The sequence below is a fragment of the Mesorhizobium sp. M7A.F.Ca.CA.001.10.2.1 genome, from assembly GCF_003998575.1.
In the GTDB taxonomy this organism is placed as follows: domain Bacteria; phylum Pseudomonadota; class Alphaproteobacteria; order Rhizobiales; family Rhizobiaceae; genus Mesorhizobium.
Map to the genome: position 1 here is coordinate 1 of NZ_RZQY01001335.1, position 482 is coordinate 482.

Here is a 482-nt window from a genome sequence, read left to right on the forward strand (position 1 = left end):
TTGCGGCGACAGCAGGCCGAGATCCGCCGAGTAGGGCGACAGCGTCAGCCGCCGCTCCAAGCCGCCGCCGCTGACGCTGACCGTGTTGGCTTCTTCAGCCAGGTCGAAGCTGAAGACGGCACCCGGGGCCAGTGCCCGCGTCTCCAGGACGTGCCCGTTCCCCGACATGGAGAGGGTCGCTGGTCCATCGCCGGCAACGCGCCCGCTGACGCGGCGCGGCGGTGCCAGACCGACCGGCAGCAGCATCTCCTGCGATACCATCCCGGCCGGCGAACCCGGCAGCGGCATGAAGCGTCGGGACTGAATGTCATTTTCGCTTTTCGCCTGCCAGCCGGGCGGCACCGAAACCACAAAGCGCCAGTTGCCCGGCTTGCGGATCACGGCCTTTCTGCTTTTCACCGACATGGGAAAATTGGCAAAGCCGGCATTGTTGGTGCGCGCGGATGCGGCGAGCTTGCCGGCTTCGTCATACAGCCGCACCA

1 pseudogene is annotated in these 482 nt (G+C 67.0%); it reads right to left on the bottom strand.

The window, feature by feature from the left end:
* Positions 1 to 482, bottom strand: a pseudogene (locus EN964_RS36950) (hypothetical protein); the annotation flags it as partial.